This is a genomic window from Mesorhizobium sp. RCAM 06353, assembly GCF_059683585.1.
Window position 1 is genome coordinate 6,962,601 of the sequence record NZ_CM185031.1, and the last position, 17,521, is coordinate 6,980,121.

A 17,521-nucleotide genomic window follows, 5' to 3' on the forward strand; every position below is an offset into this window, starting at 1 on the left:
TGTCCGCGCGTGAGCGCTACTGCAAACCGTGCGATCGTGGCCACCACATTGAGGCTATTCTGATTGAAACGCCCTCCCGACTCGACCTCAAACATGTTTGAAGCCGCTATTCCTTCGCGCTCACCAGATCAGAAAACACGCGCCTGCTTGGAAGTGCAGGCCAAGCGCAACCGAGGGGTTTCGCGGCCTTCTGGCGCGACCGACCGGCCTCCATCATCCGCCGTGAAATGGCTTCCTGCTGCTGGCGCAGGTGGTCGCTCAGCAGCTTGTTGCGTGTGATGTAGCCTGCATTAACGCCCGGGATGGAGTGGTTCATCAGAAGGTGAACGTCCAGCTCCGCAACGCCCGCAGTTTGGGCGATTGTGCGGAAAGTCTGCCGCAAATCATTGCCCCATTTCGACAGATCGCAACGCTTTTCCTTGTGCTCGATAATGTGACCGCTTTTGCTTTCGGCCGGGAAGAGCCATTCACGCGATTGCTCGCTATAGAGAGCCCTACCGATGCGCATGACACGAACCAGACAGCGGATCATGGCTCGGGAAAGCGGGATATCGAATGCCTTGACCTCGCCCCCCTTCGGCTTGGGTATGTGCAAGACACGCGCGCGAAAGTCGACATGCTCGACCCGCGCCTTCCTGATCGCTTCAGGGCGATGGCCTGACAGCAGCATGAACAGATGGAGCTCCCGACGAACTGGGTTCTTCAATGCTGCGAGTTGAGTGAACCAGTCCTCGAGATCCGAAAGCCCGAGCGCGGTATTGCGCCGATGTTCGGCATTCCAGTCTATGGCTGAAACCGGGTTGTCGGCAGGGAGTGTGCGGGCGACCTTGCGAGCATGGTTGTAGACGGCGCGCAGCGTTCGCATGCAGCCATTGGCGATATAGGCACCGTTCTCCTTTGAGAGTTTCTCGTGTCGCACAGTCACGAGGGACGGATCGTTACCCAGCTTGGAAACCGGCTCGTCGAGCCAATCGACCAATAGCCGCTCAATGTGATCGCGATAGTTGTTGATCGTCCCATCGCTTCGGCCTTTGTTCTTCATATGCCCGTCGCGATAGCGCTCCCAGGCAGTGCGCAGCGTGGGGTTCGTGATAGACGGCAGATCAACCGCTTCAGCATCTCCGTCCCGCTTGCGCGTCGACGCGCGAGGGTCAACGCCGTTGGCGATCTTGCCGAGAATGTCCTTAGCCTTCGCCCGCGCCGCGCGCGTTGTGAGTTCTCCAACCTCGGCAACCTTCATTCGGACGGAAAGACGCTTCCCCGCCTTCATTCGATCACCTTGGACAACGAACGTCTTTTTCCGTTTGCCCACGAGCACCATGAAACCCGGCAGATCGGTGTCGCGAGCAAAATACTGCCCTGAGGATGCCAGATCAAGGCTTGCGATGGCTCGGTCTGTAAGGGGGAGTCGAAGGTCTGTCATGAGATTAGTACGGGATTAGTACGACAATTGCGCTCTGTTAGATCAGACTCGATCTGTTGGTTTGTCTACGCTACCATAGCCGCGCAGTGCGAAAACTACAACAGCTTGAGCATGTTAGCACGATACAAATCGTATAACGACCGGCATTGGGAAAGGACAGGAAAGGCCGTCTGACAAATTCCTGCCGCGCGGCGCGGCGGTGCCGATCGCCTTGCCGGCAAAATGAGATGCGAAGGCGCTTTTTTTGGAACCTGTGTTCGGATTTCTAGTGTTCGCAAAACCTGCAATCGCACACGTTCGTCAACGCGCCGCACACGACCTCAACAAACGATCAGATTTGGGTCGGTTGCCTGACCTGCGACCGATGAGTCGTAAGTGAGACATAGGGGGTTCGAGTCCACATCGTGCCCCCTTCCGAAAATTTCATAAAAATCAGCCACTTAAGCGGTCGTTTTGGTGGACCTGGAGGGCGTATCAAAATCGTTGATTTTGTTGAGTTTTTCGTGGGCCAAAATCAGAAATCTTCCGGCATCTTTCCGTATGGTCCCGTGACGCCATGAAGTCGATTTTAGCTAACCGAACATCTCCTTGTGAACATCCGCGACCCTTCGGAGCCATGTTCCAGAATGACCGCAATGGGGCGGTGGGTTCAACCGGTCGTCGCAACACGCTTTAATCTGAGAGGATGAAGAGGTGTTGCATGGTGACGTCACGGATCTGGTTTACGTCAGCGCAGAAGGTCGAGCTTTGGGAGCGATGGAAGCGAGGTCAGAGCATTTCGTCGATCTCGCGGGCACTTGACCGCCGGAACAAGACCGGCGTTCAGCGGATCGTATCCTTACGCGCGGCATTGCTCCGTCAGCTAGGCGTAGAGCGGCCTTGGCGCTCGGGCTGGCGGAGCGCGAAGAGATCTCTCGCGGCATCGCGGCGGGTCTTGCGATCCGCGCCATTGCACGAAGTCTCGGGCGATCCCCATCGACAATATGTCGCGAGATCTCGCGCAATGGCGGTGCACAAGCGTATCGTGCAACCCGGGCCGACAAGTATGCTTGGGAGCGAGCGCTGCGCCCGAAGCAGTGTCGCCTGGCATGCTCTGGGCGGCTACGATGGCGGGTGGCGCAAAAGCTAGCGCTGCAATGGTCCCCGGAGCAGATAGCGGGCTGGCTGAGGCGAGAGTACCCAGGCGATCCAAGCATGCGGATATCTCATGAAGCGATCTATCGCAGTCTATTCATCCAGTCGCGAGGGGTGCTCAAGAAGGAACTAACAGCGCACCTGCGTACCAAACGACAGATGCGGCTCGCCAAAGGCGCACAGAGCCGGACGGGGCAAGGACAAATACTCGATATGATCTCCATCCGCGAGCGCCCCGCCGAGGCTGAGGATCGCGCCATCCCAGGCCATTGGGAGGGTGATCTGCTCACCGGGGCGAACGACACGCACATCGCCACCCTCGTCGAGCGACACAGCCGGTTCACGATGCTTGTAAAGGTGGCGAGGAGGGACTCGGCCACCGTCGTGGCGGCCCTTGCCCAGACGATCGGCACATTGCCCGAAGAGTTGCGGCGCTCGCTAACGTGGGACCAGGGCAAGGAGATGGCTCGGCACAAGAGCTTCACCGTTGCAACCGATCTACAGGTCTACTTCTGCGATCCGCGAAGTCCCTGGCAGCGCGGCAGCAACGAGAATACCAATGGTCTGCTCAGGCAGTACTTCCCGAGAGAAACCAACCTCTCCCATGTCTCGCAGGCCCAACTCAACGCCGTCGCCCTGCGGCTCGATCAGCGACCCCGAAAAACCCTGGACTTCGAAACGCCGGCCGATAGGCTACAGAAGGTGTTGCGATGACCGGTTGAACCCACCGGCCGTAACCAGTCCGTCCGCTATCGGGGCGAGCTCCGCAGATAGCTGCCATTCTTTCGACCCATCGGGTCTGCATCGTAGGGTCATTCTATTTGGTAAGACTCTGAATTTTGCGTCTGGCACCGAAGCCAAGCAAGGTCGAGCGGTCGCGTTCCTCGGCCTGTTTCCTCGACCGCACGCGCATCAGATCCTTCCAGCCGACATAGCCAACCAATTGCAGGCCTTCGCGGGTAACAACCGGCAGGTGCGAGACATTGGCTATCAGCAGCTTGTCCGAAAGGCCTTCGAGATATTCGTCAGGAAAAGCGAGCGTCACCTTGCTGCCGGCCAGCAACTCGCCCAGCGTCGTGGTACGGTGCCTGCCAGCACGGCGCCAGCGCAGGATCGCCGGCGGATCGATGAGGCCGAGCACCTGTCTGTTCTCATCCACCACCGGAAAACTTGGATGCCGGGTTTCCGGCGCGGTCAGGAAGGCCGCCGCGCCATGCAGCGTCATCGTCGCCGGCACGCTCTCGACTTGCGACGTCATCACCTCGCCCACCCTGGTCAGCGCGAACGGATCGACGCGATATTCCCGCACCAGATGGTGCCCTCGCCTTGCAACCTTTTCGGTCAGGATCGAGCGCTTCATCAAAAGGACGGTCACCGCATGCGCGGTCGCGCAAGCTGCGATCAAGGGAACAAGGACATGCGTGTTGCCGGTCAGTTCCACGGCAAAGAACGTCGCCGTCAGCGGCGCCCGCATCGTGCCGCCCATGGTCGCTGACATCGCCAGCAGCGCCCAGAAACCGGGATCCGCCGTCGGCAGGAATCCGCCGAGCACGGCGCCCATTGCGCCACCCATGATCAGCAGCGGCGCCAACACGCCGCCTGATGTTCCTGAACCGAGCGCCACCGACCAGATGATAGCCTTGACCACCAACAGCATCAGTGCGGCGGCCGCGACCGTGCGTCCGTCCAGCATGTCGGCGATGTTGTCATAGCCGACGCCCAACGCCTGCGGTTCGATCAAACCACCAATGCCGACCACCAGACCGCCGATCATCGGCCACCACATCCAGTGGATGGGCAGTTTCTGGAAGGCGTCCTCGCAGGCATAGACCATCTGGGTAAGCAGTCCCGACAGCAGGCCGGCGCAGATACCGACCAGAACCCAGCCGCCAAGCCCGACGAACGAGACCGTCATGCCGCCCTGGAACGGAAAGATCGGCCCTGGCAGATGCAGCACGGTGCGCTCGACCTCGGCGATAACGGCCGCAACCGCCACGGGGATGAAGCTGCGCGGCGTCCACTCGAACAGCAGCAGTTCCACCGCCAGCATGATGGCCGCGATCGGCGTACCGAACACGGTGGTCATGCCGGCCGCGGCCCCTGCCACCAGCAGTGTCTTGCGTTCGTTGTCGCTGACCGGCAGCATCTGCGCGATCAACGAACCGATGGCGCCGCCGGTCATGATGATCGGCCCCTCGGCGCCAAAGGGACCGCCGGAGCCGATCGAGATCGCCGACGACAGCGGCTTCAGGATCGCGACCTTGGCACCGAGCCGGGAGCGTCCGAGCAGGATCGCCTCGATCGCTTCGGGAATGCCGTGGCCACGGATCTTCTCGCTGCCGTATCGAGCCATCAGGCCGATGATCACTGCGCCGATCACCGGCACCAGCACCGCGGCGTAGCCCAGCGGCGTATCCTGCATTTTCAGATCGGCGAGCGAGAACTGGCCGAAATAGGCGATGTTGGTGGCAAGCCGGATCAGTTTCAACAGCGCAATGCCCGCGAACAGCGCCGCCGTTGCCACCACCACCGCTATGGTGGCGATGGTCAGCACACGCGCGTCGGTGGTGAAATCCCTGAGATGGCCGTTTTCGGAATGGTGGGGCTTCATGGCTGGCTTTCTGGCGGCGGCCGGATCTCGGATTTGCGGCACGGCGAAGACGCCGGCGGCTTTGACGGGTCGCTATGTATCGTAACACGATATAAATTCAAGCTGGTTTTGCATCAAAACCGTTTGAGCCTTTTGCCGGAATGGAACAAATGTCTGGAATGACGCAGCCAAAAAAATCACGCCCCGCCATCAAACAGGCCGACTACCAGCGGCTGTCCGAGTTCCGCTATCTGATCCGCCGCTTCCTCGAATTCAGCCAGATCCAGGCGGAAGACGCCGGGCTGACGCCGCGCCAGCACCAGGCGCTGCTGGCGATCAAGGGTTTCCCAGGCGGCGGACCGGTGACGATCGGCGACCTGGCCGAGCGCCTGCGCATCCGCCACCACAGCGCCGTCGAACTGGTCAACCGGCTCGGCGAGGCGGGACTGGTCGTGCGGGATCAGGACAAGGACGACCATCGCCGCGTGCTGCTGCGGCTGACCGAGCGTGCAGACGATTGCCTGGCCGAACTGTCGGCGGCGCATCTCGACGAGCTTTCGCGCATAGAACCGATCCTGAGGCGTCTGCTGGTTCGCGATGGTGGCTAAATCGGCACCACATCCCGATTGTGCAGTCGAAGGCACGCTCGGGTTCTTAGGTGACGATCATCTCACTGAGTGCAGCGGCGTCTACCCTGCGGTTACCACCGCTCGCGGCCGATCTCATGGAGCCGCTCCGAAAAACTCCGCTCGCGAGAGAAGGGGCGCCGACTGGGGTGCGGTTGGTTCGGTGCTTTCGCCCGCCGCAACGGCCTCGGCTGGTTCGGCGGCCATAGGCCACTGCCCGTACTGACCGATGGCCACAGTCACGCCGTCGTCTACGACGACAGGCGAATTCTCGAGCTAATTACCAAGACCGATCTACTGGCGGCAATCGCTCGTCTGCAGGCTGCTGACAAGTCTTCGGCGCAAGCGGTACGATAGCCGTCTCCGGGCCTTGCGAAAAATGTTCGGGAACCTTTTGCCGACAATATCGTCCAATCTCTCACGCAAGGTTCCGGTGAGGAGATTGAGTTGAGGAAACTGGCTACGCCTGCCGTGTTGACGGCCGCGCCTTCTGTCGCTTCCGGCGATATGCAACTTGTGCACCGGGCGCTAGCGCGCGACGGCGATGCCTTCCGCGCCATCATCAAGACACACAACCAGAGGCTCTATCGGATCGCGCGTGGCGTGGTGCGCAATGACAGTGAGGCGGAGGACGTCGTCCAGGAGGCCTACGTCAGGGCCTTCGCCAGCCTCGAAACCTTTCGCGGCGACTCTTCGCTGGCCACTTGGTTGTCGCGCATCGTCATCAATGAGGCGCTCGGCCGCTTGCGCAAAGGGCGGCGAACGGTGGCGATGCCGGAAAATCCGCAAGCCCAGATCATCCGGTTCCCTCTCAACCCCAGCGACGATCCGGAGCGGACGATGGCGCAACGGCAGATCCTGCAACTGGTGGAACGGGCAACCGACAGCCTTCCCGATGTCTACCGGACGGTGTTCATGGCGCGCTTGATCGAGGGGTTGAGCATCGAAGAAACCGCCGATCTTCTCAGTGTGCGACCAGAAACCGTCAAGACAAGACTGCACCGCGCACGGGCATTGGTGCGCAAGGCGCTGGACGACCAGATCGGGCCGGTGCTGCTCGATGCGTTCCCCTTCGCCGGCCGACGCTGTGAAAGGCTGACCAGCGCCGTAATGCAGCGGCTCGGCCTGGAAGGCTGACCCTCGTTAGATTCAGCTGATTTGGCGGGAACGTTTGCCACTACTCAGCATCTAATGACCGTCAACTAAGAACGATGCCCGATGCGATTTGCGCATGCGGGCGAAGGAGATGTCATGCTTATTCGTCACACCGCTGCCCTGGCCGCCTTGCTGCTGCTTGGGACTGCCCCGCTCGCGCAAGCCGCCGACAAACCAACCGACCCGCAGATCGCCCACATTGCCTACACAGCCGGCGTGATCGATGTCGAGGCGGCCAAGCAAGCGCTCAAGAAGTCGAAGAACAAAGAGGTGCTCGCTTTTGCTAAGGACATGGTGCGCGACCATGAGGCGGTGAATGTGCAGGCGCTCGACCTGGTCAAGAAACTCAAGGTGACGCCGGAAGACAACGCCACCAGCAAGGCGCTGACCAAAGCCGCGACGGAGGAGCGGGCCAAGCTTGCCAAGCTCAAGGGCGCGGCCTTCGACAAGGCTTATGTCGAAAACGAGGTAGCCTATCACAAGCAGGTCGACGGCGCTCTCGAAACGCTGCTCATCCCGTCAGCCAGCAATGCCGAACTGAAGAGCCTGCTGGAGACCGGCCTGAAGATATTCCAGGGTCATGAACAGCATGCCGAACACGTCGCCAGTATGCTGAAATGAGGCCGGCGCTGATGGTGCCGAAACGTCATCTTTGGATTGCACTGGCGCTGATAGTCATTGTTGCGCCGGTGAAGGCAGAAACCATCCATGTCACCATCGACAAGTTGGTGTTCTCGCCAACGACGGCCGAGGCGAAGGTTGGCGATACGATCGAGTGGGTGAACAAGGACATGTTCGCCCACACAGCCACCGTCAAGGGTGGTTGGGAGGTGATGATCCCGCCGAAGAAGTCCGCAAGCCTGACATTGAAGACCGCCGGAGCGGTCGACTATTTTTGTCGCTTCCACCCCAACATGAAGGGGCGTTTGGTGGTGGCGCCCTGATTGACCAGAATGAGCAGGCGATGCCGTGACGGATCGGCAAGGCCTGCTTCATTGGTTGCTTAGAGATCAGCGCCGCTTTGCCAGCCTCATGCCTTAACGTCTGACGGCCATGCTCGTTGGTCGAGAGCGGTCAACACTGGAGGCATCGGCTAAGCCGCGAACTAGCGCTGATCCGCAAGGCGGAAGAACATCGCCAGCTTCAGGCTCGTCGCAATCCGTTCGGCCCGATCGACGAACACGGCCGCGATTTCCTGGGCAAAGTGTTCGGTCGCGGTCTGGCCGAACATGGCCAGCCAGATATCGAAGTCAGCCTCTGTCACGTCCTTGAGTTTCAGGTGCGCCGGCACCGGACGTCCGTGATAGTCACCCGTTTTGAGAATGACCGAGCACCAGAAATCGGTCATCTTCTCGAGATGCGGCTCCCAGTCGCCGGTGATCTCGCGCGCGAAGATCGGTCCAAGACGCTCGTCCTTGCGGAGCCGGGCATAAAATTGGCGGACGAGCTGGCCGATCGATGCCCGATCAACGCCGGTCTGATTTAGAGGTTGTTCCGCGACCGGGCGCGCATGCGCGGCCACGGATGATTTCATTGTCATTGCACATGCTCTTGTTGCTGGAATCAGGAAAACCTTAACCACCGAAGCGCGGTCTGCAGGACGTTGGGCCGGTCACGGATAAGGCGGAATCCCAGATTGTCGGGCGGCGTGCCGACAGCGCAACCGCCACTTTTCCCGTCCCGGATGAAGTTCGACATGTACGTGCGGTGAAAACCTTCCACGGCATGGACGCCGCAATTGTCGATCGAACTCGCAATGCTCGTGCCGTCGGCGGCTTCCGTCGCGTGGACGTAGCAGGTCGAGGTCCACTCCCAGACATTGCCGGCAATGTCTGCCACCCCTTTGGAATTGGGTCCAAATCCACCCCTGATCCTCGGCTGCGGGTCTGGTTCCCGTCCAAGTGAAGCCTCGGTGCGATATTGGACGAGCCAGCGCTGCGCCGGGTTGTTCGGGTCGCCCTCGCCAGCCTCGATGTCGCCTCGAAAGCGTTCGCCTGCGGCATAGGCCCATTCGACGTCCGTCGGCAGGCGCCATGCAAATCCGGTCTCGGTCGAGAGCCAGACTGCATAGGCCTCGGCGTCGATATGGCTCACTCCGGTAACCGGAACATTACCGCTGCGGCGGCCATCGGCCGGTTTGCAGGCGCCGGCCGTCACGCAACGCCCGTACTCCGAAGCACTTACCTGGTATCTCATGATCTCGATGGGTGCTTGCACTGTTGCCCGGACCACGGGGGCACTGACGGGATGGTTCTGTCTGAGGAATTCGCCGGGGAGCGGATGGGCGAAAGATCCCGGCGAGAGGGTCACGAGTTCGGACCGCGCAAGGGTTTCCTGGTCAGGCACCGAAAGCCAGTCGACCGTGCCTGTCGCGCCTAGCGTGAGCAGCGTGGCCGCCGCCAGGCCTCCGAGAGCTACGATGGGATTAAAGGGCATGGCAGTCTTCCCGCGCATGCGCGGCCCCGCAAGATTGCGGGGCCGCGTCGACCATTAAGCCGGAGCCGGGCGACTAGGACGTAATCGCCCTTGGAGCTTCGACCTGTGTCATCAGGTCGTCGTTCCAGCTTCCGTCGACCGCGAAATGCGCGGTCGCGCCAAGTTCCACCGCCTCGATCAGATTGTGGTTGACGTAGGCGTAGACGCCCGGCTGCAGGAATGTGTAGAGAGCGGAGCCGGCCGAGCCGCCGCGAATGAACCAGGTCTCCAAATCCTTTGCGGGCGGGTTCGCGAACTTGCCCTGTTCCCACACATAGTCACCATGTCCGCCGATCAGGTGAGGCCGCGTGTCGCGATTGGCTTGCGAATGGACGATCAGGACAGTCTCACCGACCTTGGCCGTCATGGCCTTCTCGCCGGTGAGCGATCCCGCCTTGCCATTGAACACGACATGGGTCGGGATCAGCCCACGCATGACCTTCACCGTATCGTCGTAATTGTCGCCGGCCGAATCATACTTCTTGAATTTGCCCTGCTCGTCGCGGGGAATGTAGAAGTCGCTCTCGCCGATATAGTAAATGTGGTCATAGCGGACCGGCTTGCCCTTGTCGTCCTTGAGCCCGTCGCGCGGCAGCACCATGATCGCTCCATTCATGCCCGACACGACGTGCCACGGGATCATCGGACCGCCGGGAGCGCAGTGGTAGACGAACGTCCCCGAGCGCGTCGCCTTGAAGCGAAGCGTGGTCTGCTCGCCCGGATTGATCAGGGTCAGCGCACCGCCGCCAAGCCCGCCGGTGGCGGCATGGAAGTCGATGTTGTGGGCAAGCGTGTTGGTGTCGGGGTTGATCAGCGTGAGCTCGACATAGTCACCCTCATGCACGACCATCAGCGGTCCCGGAATGGAGCCATTGTAGGTCATCGCGTTGAGCTGGGTGCCGTCGGCGTCGATCACCATCGGCTTCTCTTCGATGGTCATCGTGAATTCGACGACCTTGGGACCGCTCTTGGCCACCTGGTCGTGGGTATGGACGAATGGCGGCGCGACCAACGTCACCTTTTCACGCCGCAGCCCAGCGACTTCCTTGGCGCTGGCCATTGCCGGCATCAGGCCGACCGTCGCGACGGCAGCCGTCGCAAGAACAGATCCCAACAGCGCTTCACGTCTCGTAAGCATTTCCCGCTCCTTTTTTGAACCATCCGATGCGTTGAGAATAAGCCTTTCGTCGAGGACTTCTTTGCGCTGGCGCAAATTTGGAACTCAATTTGCGTTGATTGGGTTCGTCTGGAGAATCGGACGACACCTGCTTGAGAGACCTGGAGCTCCGTGCGATTGGCGAGCATGGCAATCCCGCAGCGCGCGCGTCGCGATGCGGGATGAAACGCCGCGCGGGAGTGGCGGCGCCTAAGCCACCGCCACTCCCACAAAACCTTCCAGTTCAGGTGGGGTCGGGATTAGTTCGTCTTCGTCACCTGGGCAAACAGCGTGGGGAACACGGTCTTGGCCTTGCCGACCTGCTTGACGGCCTGGGCTGCGTCGAGGTTCACGAGCTTGCCGACGACGATCAGCGCCACCATGCCCATCCCGTAGTGCGGATTGCATTTCACGCCGTAGACGCCTTCCTGCGTCATGGTGACGATTGTGGTTTCGCCCATCTTACCTTTGATTTCCTGCGCGCCGTCAGGGAGCATTCCCTTGATGGTTTCGACATTGTGGGTCTTGTCGCCCGGCACAAACTTGATCGTGTCGCCGGGAGCCGCCTTGATGAAATCGGGCTGGAAGACTATGGATCCCTTCTCACCCTTGGTCAGCATCTGTACGAAGTGCTCTTCGGCGTTTGCGACGCCTGCGAGAGCGAGCAGGGCCGCGGCTGCGACGATCAGGTGAAATTTCAAGAGGAAGTCCTTTCTGGGGTGCATCACGGCTCAAACCGTTGCAGCCTTCTAGACGACGGCGCGGACAGGCGATTTGCGCTGGCGCAAACCGGCGCACGAAATATAGACTGGCCGCCGGCGTCATCTGGAGCCGTGGGCAGCGAGGGTTTGGGGTTGCCGCTTGACCGGTCGATCATCGCGAGGCTTTCGCTGTTCGAGGGCCTGGGGCCTGAGGACCTGGACAGCATTCTGGGGGATGCACGGTCCGTGCGGTTTGCCAAGGAAACTGCGATTTTCGAGCAGGAGGCCGAGGCGCATTCGTTCTACGTGCTCCTGGCGGGGCACATTCGCGTCGTGCGGACCACGCCCGACGGGCGCCAGGTGATCGCCCGCTACATCAGTGAAGGGGAAATATTCGGCGTTGCCGCCGCACTCGGCCGGCTGACCTATCCGGCAACCGCGATCGCCGCGGTCGACTGCGTGGTTCTGGTCTGGCCGAATGCCGTATGGCCGGACCTGTCGTCCCGTTTTCCGGTTCTTGCAGCGGGGACATTCAAGACGGTCGGCACAAGGCTTCAGGACACGCAGGCGCGCGTCATGGAACTGGCCACCGAGCAGGTCGAGCAACGCGTGGCCAGTGCGCTGCTGCGGCTGGTGAAGCAGACGGGGCGCAAGACCGATGCCGGCATCGAAATCGATTTCCCGATCTCTCGCCAGGATATCGCCGAGATGACGGGGACGACCTTGCATACCGTGAGCCGGCTGCTGAGCGCCTGGGAGGAACGCGGGATCATCGTCAGCGGCCGCCAGCGTGTCACCATCACCGACGCGCATCGCCTGGTGATGCTGGCGGAGCATCGGGACGGCTGACCGGCCCGCCGGCAACGGCGCGTTCAAGACCTTTCAGGAAATCGCCTTCGTCAATTCGATGATCCCGGCAGGCCTCGGCGATCGAATGAAAGGGGGCGATGTGGCAGCCCACGCAGTGCATCCCGTGCCGGATCAGCACGGCAATGCTTGCCGGCCATTTTCTCATGACGTCGTCCACGGACATGTTCGGATCGATCTGCAAGGGCTTTTCCTTCGTGGCTCTCTCCACCTTGAGACCGTAGCAGAGGCGTTTGGTCTGTCTTTGTGATTGCACAAGGAGAACGGCTATTTTGCGCCTAGCAAAAATGGACGTTTGCAGGAAAGCCAAGCTCCGCCTGGTTGCGGCGATATCGATAGATCTAGCGCGTCTCTATCGCCGAGCCTTGACGCGGAGATCGACCGTAGGGCAGCAGTCGACCGATGAGAACCGAGTGCCCGCTCCTTGCGCAACCTCGAACCGAACTGTGTTGTCGCTGACAGTCCGCTTTCAGGCAGAGGCAACGGGATACTGAACGTCCGGCATCAGGCGGTGGGTTCAACCGGCGCAAAGCTGTCGTTCAAAAAGGTAGCACGCTTGGAAGTTCGTGCCGACGCGCTATCTGGCGTATGTGCCAGAAGTCGCTGCCTTCAAAGCTATCCAAAAACCGAATCTAGTGTCCCACTTTGTCCATAAGCAACCGCAATTCGGGCTGACGCGCGACGCAGAAAGTTCGAAAAGCTTCCAGGAACCCCAACCCAACTGGACGCCACGGAGGACAATGGGGTTCGTGGATATCCCTGCGAACATCCGCCTTTGCGCGGTCAATCGGGTTAGCAAACGAATTCAGTGGCCGCACGGTATTGCCGGTATCCCTCTCCCAATACCAAATTTCATTCAACAAAATCAGTAACTTATGCAACGTTGAGCGCGCCTTTGTTGCCGTCTTCATGTCGCACCATGTTGCAAACCACTACCGTTGATTTCCAAGGGCTTCCGAATACTGTCGGCTGGTCCATGCGACATGGATGCGACACGGGGGATACGCAGTTGCCGTATGCAAGAGTATCGACCACAGGCGCAGGAAAAGTTCCTGGCGACAAGTTCTTGGATCTCGGGCGCGGTCCCCACTGTGACATCGCAAGCCCGAACTCAATCGACTCTGGTCAGACACCTGGACTGAACCTGGGCAGGAGCGCTGGGCAGCCTTCCGGCGTAGCTCATGCTCAGGTGTTATCTCGATGCAAATGCGCTATGAAAAGGACGGTCAAATGCGAGCGACCGCGATCTTTCCCGATGCTAAGATCGCGCAGGAAGATATCCCAGGGCCCGCCCGGACATTCCTCCAGCAAACTTTTGAGACTATCCATGCCTAGACGCCGCAGCGGTGATGGCCGGCAGTGCCGTCGACGCCATGCTGAAGAAACATGGGCTTACGGAAGGCAGCCTGTACGCGCATCGATGAGGCATTGAAGAAAAACCTCCTCACTGAGGGCATGGCCAAGTGGGCGCATTCCGTAAGGCTGGGCTCTAATCGCCCAAGGCATGCGGACGAAAAGCGACCCCACGTTTCGTCCGACGAAGCAAAGCAGTCAGTTGAGTTTGCTGAGGCGCTGGGAATCTTTATGTTCGTTCTCACTGCCAAGATCGACCGCGGCATCAGGGCAGCTGAGCACGCGGAGAAAAGCCCGCCACCATGAGGCAGCTGGCCCGTCGAGCATACCGGCGATCAGGATTTCTTATCCCCGTTTAGATTTGGTGACGGCGCCTCGCGCACGTCCCGCGGTGGCGGATCGACGTGCTGGGGCTCTGGCGAACCGTCCTTGTCGGGACAACGGACTGGCGTCGTCTCAGGGTCGTGCTTCGGTGGCGGATCTTTGATCTTGTTTGCCATATCAAAGAAACCTCGGCGCCGGTCTCTTTGTTCCGTACTTGCCCCTAAAAGTGCCCGCCACCGTAAGGCAGCGGGCGCTAGTTCGGGAGGACGGGGCCCCCTTTGCCCGTGAATTAACGGTACGCCCCGCTTACCTGGATAATAAGCTCGCGCAGGTTGAAGCTCTGCATATTCAAGCTCCGTGACTTTTCTGCCACAAGATAAGGAAAGCCCGCCACCGTCGGCAGTGGGCCAAAAGCGCCAACGTTGGCGGATTTTCACGGTCCCTGGGTTTCGCCCGCCATCTTCTCCGCGAGATCGCGCGCAATCCAGAGCATGGAATCGACGGCTTGGTCGCGGTTGTGGTCGACGTTGCCGAAAACACGATCACAGATGACGTCGAGCAGATCGTGCAGGTGTTTCGCGTTCGCCTACAGATCATCAAGCGTCTGTACAGCACTCATCGTCCTATCCTCGCTATGCCCGGCGCGATGATCGTCAACTCGTCTGGATCGCGGCGACGGCCGATGCCGCGAAGCATCTCCCGCCTTTGGCCCCACTTAAACACCGCCTGTAAGAATATGTTATTATATCAGCACGTTAGGCGCGCGCCGGCGCGTGTTACCACTACATTTTGGGGATGATCTCAGGCGAGTTGTTCGTCGAGGTTGTGTGGCAGAGCGATGCCAGATGCCTTGAAGACGTTGCCCACTTGGCCCGTAACGTGGGTTCTGGTGGTGATGATGCGACCATCCTTTTCTATGGTGGCTTCCTGGAGGCGGTCGAGATCGCGTAGGAGCGGCTGCCATTCGGGCGTCAGGCCTTTGGCCCGGCAGAGGCGGCGCAGTTCCTTGCTGAGCACGAGCGCCAGGAACGAGCAAAACACATGCCCGCGGATGGCGGCATCGGATTGGTGGAAGATCGGCCGGGTATTGAAGGTTGCCTTGGCGGCGCGGAACAGGCTCTCGACCTCGAGCAAATCGCGATACCGCAGCACGGCCTGGAGCGGGGTCACCTTCGCGTTGGTCCGCACCACGGTGAGGCCGTCGTACCGGGCTTCCTCGGCAAGCTTGCCGACATCGATCTTGAAGTTCTTGCCGCTGGCCTTGAGGTAACGCCGGTAGGCCGAGTTGCCGACCAGTGCCTTGTCGCCCTTCTTGAGCTGTGCCTCGAGGCCGGCGATGATCGCCTGGCGGTCGGCCTTGTCCTTCTCGGCCTCGGCGTCATTGCGGCTGACAATGTAGCGGTCTTTACCGACCTTGACCTCTTTGACCCACAACTGAGTTTCACCGCGCTGGCGCTCGAGAACGAGCGGAACCATCGGTGCCGCGTCATTGAGCACGACGTTGTGGATCACGCTGCTCGAGCGTTCGCGGGCCCCCAGAATGTATTCCATGCCCAGCTTTTCGAGCGCGGCGATGGTATCGGCGCTGATCATGCCGCGATCGGCGACAACGCAGGCGCGTGTGACGCCGAAGCGCGTTCGCAGCCGATCGACCACCGGCAACAGGACGGTCACGTCAGCGGTGTTGCCGGGCACCATCTCGGTGCAGATCGGCCGGCCCTCGGCATCAACGACCAGCGCCAGGATCATTTGCGCCAGATCGGGGCGGAAGTCCTTGGAATGCCCGCGCTTGCCCAGCGTCTCGCCGCCCGCGCCATGGAAGGACAACGAGGTTGTGTCCATGAACACAAGGCTGAGGTCGGTGAACAGGTCCTGCCGGCGCGCGAAGAGCTTTTCCTCGATCACGTCTTTCACGCAGCGCGCCACCAGCGCGCCTTGCGCCTTTTCGCCGAGTTCCTCGCCCAGCCACGCCATGGCCCGGTAAAAGTGATGGAGCGCCAGACCCTCGGCGCCCTCGATACCATAATCGGCCATCCAGTTCGCGCAGTCGCGGTCCGAGCCGGACACGAACAGCCGATGCAACGTGCCAATGAACACCGCCCGTTCCACCGCAAAGCCGAACTGGCGCCCCTCCAGCACCTCTTCCAGCACATCGCCGATCCCGAGCCGCTGCCACAGCCGCCCGAACAACAGCGGACCGCCAATGCGGCGAGAGGCAATCCGCCCCGCGTCAATGTCGGACAGGATGAGGCTGCGTTCGCCATGGCGCGCAATCGAGGCCGCCAATCTGTCAAGTTCGCCGCTGGCAACCAGCGCATCCTTGCGGCCCAGCGCCTTTATCGTGCGCTGGCGAACGGTTTTGCCGTCGCGGACACTTTCCACGAGGTAGAGATAGCGGTGGCCGCGCGCGACTCTCTCAACGACAAACATGCCAGCGTTGTTAGCGAATAAATGCCGTCAAATCCATACAGAACCACGATAACAGCACAAATGTTGTTACCACACATTTTCGCGCCGGAAATTCAAGGCAAGTGAATTCAATAGCTTAACTGACAGCGTTCGCCATCCGTTCACCTCCAACTGTTCAAGTCGGGCTTGGCGTGACCGTCACCGGTGAAGCCTAGGCCATTGTCGAAGCCGGTGTCAGCATCGGCACTTCCCCATCTTTCCACGCCGACACCGGTCTGTCCGGTGACGTTGCCCCAGCCTAGCGACGGCTCTGCGTCGCCCTGGGCGTCGTGCTCGCCCGGTAGTATGTCGCCGCCGTGCTCGTTCTCTTCCTCGACGTCTTCGCACCAGTGGCCGCCTTGGCCGGAGTCGCTGAAGGGTCGCGCTCGTCGCCGTTCGGCTCGTCGTCACTGTCGTCGAGTTCAAGGTCGCATGTGTCGCTGGGGCCGGGGTTGGGCGCGGTCCCGACAAGATCATAGATGCGTTCGCGGGCGGCCAGGGTGTCGGCAAGGCTCTTGAGAGGCATGGCGATCTCCGTCGAAGGGGTCGCCGCAACGGAGGATTATGTTATTCCTGCTTCAGTCTCGACTGCCACCAGCTTCAGATTGCGTTCTGAGGCGGCGCTACCCTACCTTAGACAAGGGCCTCCGCTCCATCTCTGGAGCGCCGTCGCCGTACATCCCCTCCAGAACCGACAGGATTTCTCGTGCTGCTTCGGATTTGCAGGAATAGTGGATGAACTGGCTATCTCGTCGTGTCTCTACCAGACCGAGCGTGCGCAGCTTGCATAAATGCTGTGAAAGGGATGATTGGCTTATCATCAGCTTTTCGCCGAGGGCGCCGACCGACATTTCGCCGACATTGGCCAAGTGGCATATGATCAACAGCCGCCACGGGCTGGCTAGCGCTGCCAGAAAATCAGCCACATGCTCGGCGTTGGCTACCAACTTTTTTGAGACCATAAGCCCCCGCGAAGTGTCATTTTGAGACCCGGTTTTTACCAGACCGCAATTTAATCAGCGAGCGCTAACATGGCTCCGAACGTACCGGAGGCTGGGGTTATCACCTCACAAGTCCGTGAGAATTCGGTCGTTGAGAGCAGGAAATCGAGTGGTAAATTCCATCCAATACCGATCCTCCCAATGGTCGGTTCAGGTCCGGCCGGGAATCCTTCGTCAAATTGAAGACTGGTCGGGCCTCCCCCAATTTCCTATCGAAAGATGACCCACCAGGCCCGCCGCCCCAGCGCGGCGTCTGCTGCCTCGCCAG

Annotated in this window: 15 protein-coding genes and 2 pseudogenes; 7 read left to right on the forward strand and 10 right to left on the reverse strand. The window is 60.5% G+C overall.

Annotation, left to right across the window (positions count from 1 at the left end):
- Positions 1–106: 106 nt before the first annotated feature.
- Positions 107–1,423: a tyrosine-type recombinase/integrase gene (locus tag AC56QX_RS33675; RefSeq protein WP_183447973.1), complete on the reverse strand. Its 1,317-nt coding sequence runs from the start codon at positions 1,421–1,423 to the stop codon at positions 107–109.
- Between the two features lie 700 nt (positions 1,424–2,123).
- Between AC56QX_RS33675 and AC56QX_RS33680 the strand changes: the two are divergent.
- A pseudogene (locus tag AC56QX_RS33680) lies at positions 2,124–3,279 on the forward strand (IS30 family transposase).
- A 95-nt stretch (positions 3,280–3,374) separates the two neighbouring features.
- Here the strand turns inward: AC56QX_RS33680 and AC56QX_RS33685 are convergent.
- Positions 3,375–5,168: a chloride channel protein gene (locus AC56QX_RS33685; RefSeq protein WP_497112857.1), complete on the reverse strand. Its 1,794-nt coding sequence runs from the start codon at positions 5,166–5,168 to the stop codon at positions 3,375–3,377.
- A gap of 149 nt (positions 5,169–5,317) precedes the next feature.
- Here AC56QX_RS33685 and AC56QX_RS33690 point away from each other — a divergent pair, with 149 nt between their 5' ends.
- The 5 genes and pseudogenes from AC56QX_RS33690 (at position 5,318) to AC56QX_RS33710 (ending at position 7,872) form a co-directional block, all read left to right on the forward strand.
- Positions 5,318–5,755, forward strand: a complete 438-nt coding sequence (locus AC56QX_RS33690; RefSeq protein WP_497112858.1) for a MarR family winged helix-turn-helix transcriptional regulator — start codon at positions 5,318–5,320, stop codon at positions 5,753–5,755.
- 172 nt (positions 5,756–5,927) lie between these two features.
- Positions 5,928–6,130: pseudogene (locus AC56QX_RS33695) on the forward strand (HPP family protein); the annotation flags it as partial.
- Positions 6,131–6,280: 150 nt separating this feature from the next.
- Positions 6,281–6,910 (forward strand): RNA polymerase sigma factor, encoded by a 630-nt coding sequence (locus AC56QX_RS33700; protein ID WP_497118036.1) that lies wholly within the window; start codon positions 6,281–6,283, stop codon positions 6,908–6,910.
- Between the two features lie 114 nt (positions 6,911–7,024).
- Positions 7,025–7,549 (forward strand): DUF4142 domain-containing protein, encoded by a 525-nt coding sequence (locus tag AC56QX_RS33705; protein ID WP_497112859.1) that lies wholly within the window; start codon positions 7,025–7,027, stop codon positions 7,547–7,549.
- An 11-nt stretch (positions 7,550–7,560) separates the two neighbouring features.
- Complete coding sequence (locus AC56QX_RS33710) at positions 7,561–7,872, forward strand: cupredoxin domain-containing protein (RefSeq protein WP_497112860.1); 312 nt, start codon at positions 7,561–7,563, stop codon at positions 7,870–7,872.
- 161 nt (positions 7,873–8,033) lie between these two features.
- Here the strand turns inward: AC56QX_RS33710 and AC56QX_RS33715 are convergent, their stop codons facing one another.
- The 4 genes from AC56QX_RS33715 to AC56QX_RS33730 all read right to left on the reverse strand — a co-directional run bounded on the left by AC56QX_RS33715 (position 8,034) and on the right by AC56QX_RS33730 (position 11,260).
- Positions 8,034–8,468 carry a group III truncated hemoglobin gene (locus tag AC56QX_RS33715; RefSeq protein ID WP_497118037.1) on the reverse strand — a complete coding sequence of 145 codons (435 nt, stop codon included), beginning with the start codon at positions 8,466–8,468 and terminating at the stop codon, positions 8,034–8,036.
- Between the two features lie 23 nt (positions 8,469–8,491).
- Positions 8,492–9,382: an SUMF1/EgtB/PvdO family nonheme iron enzyme gene (locus tag AC56QX_RS33720; protein ID WP_497112861.1), complete on the reverse strand. Its 891-nt coding sequence runs from the start codon at positions 9,380–9,382 to the stop codon at positions 8,492–8,494.
- 55 nt (positions 9,383–9,437) lie between these two features.
- Positions 9,438–10,541, reverse strand: coding sequence for a copper-containing nitrite reductase (gene nirK, locus AC56QX_RS33725; RefSeq protein ID WP_497112862.1), 1,104 nt, complete (start codon positions 10,539–10,541; stop codon positions 9,438–9,440).
- 278 nt (positions 10,542–10,819) lie between these two features.
- Positions 10,820–11,260 carry a pseudoazurin gene (locus AC56QX_RS33730; RefSeq protein WP_497112863.1) on the reverse strand — a complete coding sequence of 147 codons (441 nt, stop codon included), beginning with the start codon at positions 11,258–11,260 and terminating at the stop codon, positions 10,820–10,822.
- A 132-nt stretch (positions 11,261–11,392) separates the two neighbouring features.
- Here AC56QX_RS33730 and AC56QX_RS33735 point away from each other — a divergent pair, with 132 nt between their 5' ends.
- On the forward strand, positions 11,393–12,109 hold the full coding sequence (locus tag AC56QX_RS33735) for a Crp/Fnr family transcriptional regulator (protein ID WP_497112864.1): 717 nt from the start codon (positions 11,393–11,395) through the stop codon (positions 12,107–12,109).
- Here AC56QX_RS33735 and AC56QX_RS33740 read toward each other — a convergent pair.
- From AC56QX_RS33740 to AC56QX_RS33755, 4 genes are all read right to left on the reverse strand, one after another.
- A complete protein-coding gene (locus AC56QX_RS33740; protein ID WP_497112865.1) occupies positions 12,060–12,311 on the reverse strand; it encodes a DUF1858 domain-containing protein in 252 nt (83 codons plus the stop codon). The two genes, AC56QX_RS33735 and AC56QX_RS33740, sit on opposite strands and share 50 nt — an antisense overlap.
- A gap of 2,294 nt (positions 12,312–14,605) precedes the next feature.
- Positions 14,606–16,234 carry an IS1634 family transposase gene (locus tag AC56QX_RS33745; protein WP_497112866.1) on the reverse strand — a complete coding sequence of 543 codons (1,629 nt, stop codon included), beginning with the start codon at positions 16,232–16,234 and terminating at the stop codon, positions 14,606–14,608.
- 277 nt (positions 16,235–16,511) lie between these two features.
- Positions 16,512–16,778, reverse strand: coding sequence for a hypothetical protein (locus tag AC56QX_RS33750; RefSeq protein WP_497112867.1), 267 nt, complete (start codon positions 16,776–16,778; stop codon positions 16,512–16,514).
- A gap of 97 nt (positions 16,779–16,875) precedes the next feature.
- A complete protein-coding gene (locus AC56QX_RS33755) occupies positions 16,876–17,214 on the reverse strand; it encodes an ArsR/SmtB family transcription factor (RefSeq protein ID WP_497112868.1) in 339 nt (112 codons plus the stop codon).
- Positions 17,215–17,521 lie beyond the last annotated feature (307 nt).

Excerpts from the sequence above, each read along its gene's own strand:
- AC56QX_RS33675 (WP_183447973.1), bottom strand. The coding sequence starts at position 1,423 with ATGACAGACCTTCGACTCCCCCTTACAGACCGAGCCATCGCAAGCCTT.
- AC56QX_RS33685 (WP_497112857.1), bottom strand. The coding sequence starts at position 5,168 with ATGAAGCCCCACCATTCCGAAAACGGCCATCTCAGGGATTTCACCACC.
- AC56QX_RS33690 (WP_497112858.1), top strand. The coding sequence starts at position 5,318 with ATGTCTGGAATGACGCAGCCAAAAAAATCACGCCCCGCCATCAAACAG.
- AC56QX_RS33700 (WP_497118036.1), top strand. The coding sequence starts at position 6,281 with ATGCAACTTGTGCACCGGGCGCTAGCGCGCGACGGCGATGCCTTCCGC.
- AC56QX_RS33705 (WP_497112859.1), top strand. The coding sequence starts at position 7,025 with ATGCTTATTCGTCACACCGCTGCCCTGGCCGCCTTGCTGCTGCTTGGG.
- AC56QX_RS33710 (WP_497112860.1), top strand. The coding sequence starts at position 7,561 with ATGGTGCCGAAACGTCATCTTTGGATTGCACTGGCGCTGATAGTCATT.
- AC56QX_RS33715 (WP_497118037.1), bottom strand. The coding sequence starts at position 8,468 with ATGACAATGAAATCATCCGTGGCCGCGCATGCGCGCCCGGTCGCGGAA.
- AC56QX_RS33720 (WP_497112861.1), bottom strand. The coding sequence starts at position 9,382 with ATGCGCGGGAAGACTGCCATGCCCTTTAATCCCATCGTAGCTCTCGGA.
- nirK (WP_497112862.1), bottom strand. The coding sequence starts at position 10,541 with ATGCTTACGAGACGTGAAGCGCTGTTGGGATCTGTTCTTGCGACGGCT.
- AC56QX_RS33745 (WP_497112866.1), bottom strand. The coding sequence starts at position 16,234 with ATGTTTGTCGTTGAGAGAGTCGCGCGCGGCCACCGCTATCTCTACCTC.
- AC56QX_RS33750 (WP_497112867.1), bottom strand. The coding sequence starts at position 16,778 with ATGCCTCTCAAGAGCCTTGCCGACACCCTGGCCGCCCGCGAACGCATC.
- AC56QX_RS33755 (WP_497112868.1), bottom strand. The coding sequence starts at position 17,214 with ATGGTCTCAAAAAAGTTGGTAGCCAACGCCGAGCATGTGGCTGATTTT.